The sequence below is a fragment of the Methylomonas sp. Uni0011 genome (genome assembly GCF_056850255.1).
In genome coordinates, this window is record NZ_JBVVNO010000036.1 from 1 (window position 1) to 5,593 (window position 5,593).

General features: G+C 51.2%; 2 tRNA genes and 3 rRNA genes. All 5 read right to left on the bottom strand.

Features of this window, described 5'->3' with window-relative positions:
* Positions 1-56: 56 nt before the first annotated feature.
* The 5 genes from rrf to AC0IM9_RS20290 all read right to left on the bottom strand — a co-directional run bounded on the left by rrf (position 57) and on the right by AC0IM9_RS20290 (position 5,425).
* A 5S ribosomal RNA gene (gene rrf / locus AC0IM9_RS20270) occupies positions 57-172 on the bottom strand.
* A gap of 161 nt (positions 173-333) precedes the next feature.
* Positions 334-3,227 (bottom strand): 23S ribosomal RNA (locus AC0IM9_RS20275).
* Positions 3,228-3,568: 341 nt separating this feature from the next.
* Positions 3,569-3,644, bottom strand: a tRNA-Ala gene (locus AC0IM9_RS20280).
* Between the two features lie 108 nt (positions 3,645-3,752).
* Positions 3,753-3,829, bottom strand: a tRNA-Ile gene (locus AC0IM9_RS20285).
* Positions 3,830-3,889: 60 nt separating this feature from the next.
* Positions 3,890-5,425: ribosomal RNA gene (locus AC0IM9_RS20290) — 16S ribosomal RNA — on the bottom strand.
* The 16S, 23S and 5S rRNA genes sit together here with 2 tRNA genes alongside, the layout of an rRNA operon.
* Positions 5,426-5,593 lie beyond the last annotated feature (168 nt).

Genomic DNA, 5,593 nt, shown 5'->3' on the forward strand with positions numbered 1-5,593 from the left:
TGTGAGAAGAGTCTAGGCAAAAAAAAGCCCGTCTGAGACGGGCTTTATGTTTAAGAGCTTGGCGATGACCTACTTTCACATGGCAACCTGCCACACTATCATCGGCGCTAAGCGGTTTCACTTCCGAGTTCGGGATGGGATCGGGTGGTTCACGCTTGCTATGTTCACCAAGCAAACTGGTTAGGCTGTTGTTGCAGCCGTCATACACAGGTTCGAAGCGTATGGCTTCGCGGGCTTTGCCCCTTGACCTGTTTTCATGGAAATCTGTAGCGAGTTTGTCGTTCTCAGTTTGTTATCAGCAGTCAACTGCTACCCAAACGCATTGGGTGTTATATGGTCAAGCCTCACGGGCAATTAGTACACGTTAGCTACGCCCATTACTGGACTTCCACACCGTGCCTATCAACGTCGTCGTCTCCAACGGCCCTTCAGGGGACTTAAAGTCCCAGTGAGATCTCATCTTGGGAGGGGCTTCCCGCTTAGATGCTTTCAGCGGTTATCCTGTCCGAACGTGGCTACCCGGCAATGCCATTGGCATGACAACCGGAACACCAGAGGTTCGTCCACTTCGGTCCTCTCGTACTAGAAGCAGCTTCCCTCAAATCTCAAACGCCCACGGCAGATAGGGACCGAACTGTCTCACGACGTTCTGAACCCAGCTCGCGTACCACTTTAAATGGCGAACAGCCATACCCTTGGGACCTGCTTCAGCCCCAGGATGTGATGAGCCGACATCGAGGTGCCAAACACCGCCGTCGATATGAACTCTTGGGCGGTATCAGCCTGTTATCCCCGGCGTACCTTTTATCCGTTGAGCGATGGCCCTTCCATACAGAACCACCGGATCACTAAGACCTACTTTCGTACCTGCTCGACTTGTCCGTCTCGCAGTCAAGCACCCTTATGCCTTTGCACTCATTGCCTGATTTCCGACCAGGCTGAGGGTACCTTCGTGCTCCTCCGTTACTCTTTGGGAGGAGACCGCCCCAGTCAAACTACCCACCAGACACTGTCCCTAATCCAGATAATGGATCGAGGTTAGAACTCCAAACATACCAGGGTGGTATTTCAAGGATGGCTCCACAAGAACTGGCGTTCCTGCTTCACAGCCTCCCACCTATCCTACACAAGTAGGTTCAAAGTCCAGTGTCAAGCTATAGTAAAGGTGCACGGGGTCTTTCCGTCTAGCCGCGGGTACACTGCATCTTCACAGCGATTTCAATTTCACTGAGTCCCAGGTGGAGACAGTGTGGCCATCGTTACGCCATTCGTGCAGGTCGGAACTTACCCGACAAGGAATTTCGCTACCTTAGGACCGTTATAGTTACGGCCGCCGTTTACTGGGGCTTCGATCAAGAGCTTCTCCGAAGATAACCCCATCAATTAACCTTCCAGCACCGGGCAGGCGTCACACCCTATACGTCCACTTTCGTGTTTGCAGAGTGCTATGTTTTTGCTAAACAGTCGCAGCCACCGATTTTTTGCAACCGCCTTATGCTCCATCCGCGAGGGACTTCACTTATCAACGGCATACCTTCTCCCGAAGTTACGGTATCATTTTGCCTAGTTCCTTCACCTGGGTTCTCTCAAGCGCCTTAGAATTTTCATCCCACCCACCTGTGTCGGTTTAGGGTACGGCCACTAGTAACCTGAAGCTTAGAGGTTTTTCCTGGAAGCAGGGCATCTATCACTTCGCGTTTCTTTCGAGACACTCGTCATCACATCTCAGCATAAAGTACCCCGGATTTGCCTAAGGTACATGCCTACTTGCTTAAACGGCCACTTCCAACCGACCGCTGATATAGCCTTCTCCGTCACCCCATCGCAGTTACTACTGGTACAGGAATATTAACCTGTTTTCCATCGACTACGCATTTCTGCCTCGCCTTAGGTGCCGACTAACCCTGCGTCGATTAACGTTGCGCAGGAAACCTTGGGTTTACGGCGAGGGGGTTTTTCACCCCCTTTATCGTTACTTATGTCAGCATTCGCACTTCCGATACCTCCAGCCGACTTCTCAATCGACCTTCGCAGGCGTACGGAACGCTCCTCTACCACTCACGCAAAGCGTGAATCCGTAGCTTCGGTACTATGCTTAGCCCCGGTGAATCTTCCGCGCAGACCGACTCGACCAGTGAGCTATTACGCTTTCTTTAAAGGGTGGCTGCTTCTAAGCCAACCTCCTGGCTGTCTGTGCCTTTCCACATCGTTTCCCACTGAGCATAGATTTGGGGACCTTAGCTGACGGTCTGGGCTGTTTCCCTTTTCACGACGGACCTTATCACCCGCCGTGTGTCTCCCGTGCTGAAACTTGCTGGTATTCGGAGTTTGCATCGGGTTGGTAAGTCGGGATGACCCCCTAGCCGAAACAGTGCTCTACCCCCAGCAGTTATACACGAGGCGCTACCTAAATAGCTTTCGAGGAGAACCAGCTATCTCCGAGCTTGATTAGCCTTTCACTCCGATCCACAACTCATCCCCTACCTTTTCAACGGGAGTGGGTTCGGTCCTCCAGTGTGTGTTACCACACCTTCAACCTGGTCATGGATAGATCGCCCGGTTTCGGGTCTACACCTTGCGACTAAACGCCCTATTAAGACTCGGTTTCCCTACGCCTCCCCTATTCGGTTAAGCTTGCCACAAAATGTAAGTCGCTGACCCATTATACAAAAGGTACGCAGTCACCCCACGAAGGGGCTCCCACTGCTTGTACGCATACGGTTTCAGGTTCTATTTCACTCCGCTCTCCGCGGTTCTTTTCGCCTTTCCCTCACGGTACTGGTTCACTATCGGTCAGTAAGGAGTATTTAGCCTTGGAGGATGGTCCCCCCATATTCAGTCAACGTTTCACGTGCGCCGACCTACTCGATTTCATGCTGAAGACGTTTTCGTGTACGGGGCTATCACCCTGTATCGCCGGACTTTCCAGACCGTTCCACTAACGTCATCAACACTTAAGGGCTGGTCCCCGTTCGCTCGCCACTACTAAGGGAATCTCGGTTGATTTCTTTTCCTCCGGGTACTTAGATGTTTCAGTTCTCCGGGTTCGCTTCAGTGAGCTATGTATTCACTCAAAGATGACGAGGTTATCCTCGCCGGGTTTCCCCATTCAGACATCTCCGGATCACAGGCTGTTTGCCGCCTCCCCGAAGCTTTTCGCAGGCTACCACGTCTTTCATCGCCTCTTACTGCCTAGGCATCCACCGTATGCGCTTATTCACTTGACCATATAACCCGAATACGTCTGCTTTTACTTCGCTTCCGATTTTCATCTTCGGCTTCGTTAGGCTTACGATTTAAGTTATTTGTCAGCTGACATGTTCGCTGATGTTGCTTGAGAACGACTTGCTATTTACTTTCGGCGCCTATCTTTCGATAGTCACTTCCGATAAACCGCAACTCGTTTCAGTTTTGATCGTTTCCGATCAAGACTTGGTTACAGATTTCCATATTGTTAAAGAGCGTATTGATCTAATGATCAATTCTATAAAGCCTGTATTCAAGCATTATAGAGCTGATCGCCTTCACGGATACGTTGGACGCGGGCACTTGGCTTGCCTCTGGCGAGTGGTGGAGCCAGGGAGGATCGAACTCCCGACCTCCTGCGTGCAAGGCAGGCGCTCTCCCAGCTGAGCTATGGCCCCGAAAACAGTCAAAAGACTAAAGCCGAAACCGTCAAGATCAAAACAGCAATCCGACGAATGTCTTTTGCGTGTTCAGTTGCCTCGTTGCTTTCGTCTTGCTTTTCGCGTTGGTGGGTCTGGGAGGATTTGAACCTCCGACCTCACCCTTATCAGGGGTGCGCTCTAACCAACTGAGCTACAGACCCAGGCGCGTCTTTCAATCGAAATAATTTGTTGTGGATACGTGTAACGGGATTCTGTCTTTGTAAGGAGGTGATCCAGCCCCAGGTTCCCCTAGGGCTACCTTGTTACGACTTCACCCCAGTCATGAATCACAAAGTGGTAAGCGCCCTCCCGAAGGTTAAACTACCTACTTCTTTTGCAACCCACTCCCATGGTGTGACGGGCGGTGTGTACAAGGCCCGGGAACGTATTCACCGCGGCATTCTGATCCGCGATTACTAGCGATTCCGACTTCACGCAGTCGAGTTGCAGACTGCGATCCGGACTGGGACCGGCTTTGTGGGATTTGCTTGACCTCACGGTTTCGCTGCCCTCTGTACCGGCCATTGTAGCACGTGTGTAGCCCTACCCATAAGGGCCATGATGACTTGACGTCGTCCCCACCTTCCTCCGGTTTATCACCGGCAGTCTCCCTAGAGTTCCCGACATTACTCGCTGGCAACTAAGGATAAGGGTTGCGCTCGTTACGGGACTTAACCCAACATTTCACAACACGAGCTGACGACAGCCATGCAGCACCTGTCTCTCGGTTCCCGAAGGCACCAAGTCATCTCTGACAAGTTCCGAGGATGTCAAGGGTAGGTAAGGTTCTTCGCGTTGCATCGAATTAAACCACATGCTCCACCGCTTGTGCGGGCCCCCGTCAATTCATTTGAGTTTTAGCCTTGCGGCCGTACTCCCCAGGCGGTCAACTTAATACGTTAGCTCCACTACTAAGTTCTTTAAGAACCCAACAGTTAGTTGACATCGTTTACGGCGTGGACTACCAGGGTATCTAATCCTGTTTGCTACCCACGCTTTCGTACCTCAGCGTCAGTTTGAGTCCAGAGAGCCGCCTTCGCCACTGGTGTTCCTTCAGATCTCTACGCATTTCACCGCTACACCTGAAATTCCACTCTCCTCTACTCAACTCTAGTTATCCAGTATCAAATGCAGTTCCCAGGTTAAGCCCGGGGCTTTCACATCTGACTTAAACAACCGCCTACGCACGCTTTACGCCCAGTAATTCCGATTAACGCTTGCACCCTCCGTATTACCGCGGCTGCTGGCACGGAGTTAGCCGGTGCTTCTTGTATGGGTAATGTCAGTCTACCGGGTATTAACCGATAGGTATTCCTTCCCATTGAAAGTGCTTTACAACCCTCAGGCCTTCTTCACACACGCGGTATTGCTGGATCAGGCTTTCGCCCATTGTCCAATATTCCCCACTGCTGCCTCCCGTAGGAGTCTGGGCCGTGTCTCAGTCCCAGTGTGGCTGATCATCCTCTCAGACCAGCTACGGATCGTCGCCTTGGTAGGCCTTTACCCCACCAACTAGCTAATCCGACATAGGCTCATCTATTAGCGCAAGGCCCGAAGGTCCCCTGCTTTCATCCGTAGATCGTATGCGGTATTAGCGTGAGTTTCCCCACGTTGTCCCCCACTAATAGGCAGATTCCTATGCATTACTCACCCGTCCGCCACTCATCAAAGGTGCAAGCACCTTATCAGCGTTCGACTTGCATGTGTTAAGCATACCGCCAGCGTTCAATCTGAGCCATGATCAAACTCTTCAGTTTAATTTTGGTTTGTCGCTAAGAAAGATTAGCGACCAATCTTGACTCGATTACAGAACGTAATTTATAAGCTTAAATTGACGTGGTCTGTACCGATAATTTCTAACAGAAATCGATCGCTACACATACCCACACAAATTATTTCGATTCAGTTTGTTAAAGAGCCAGAGC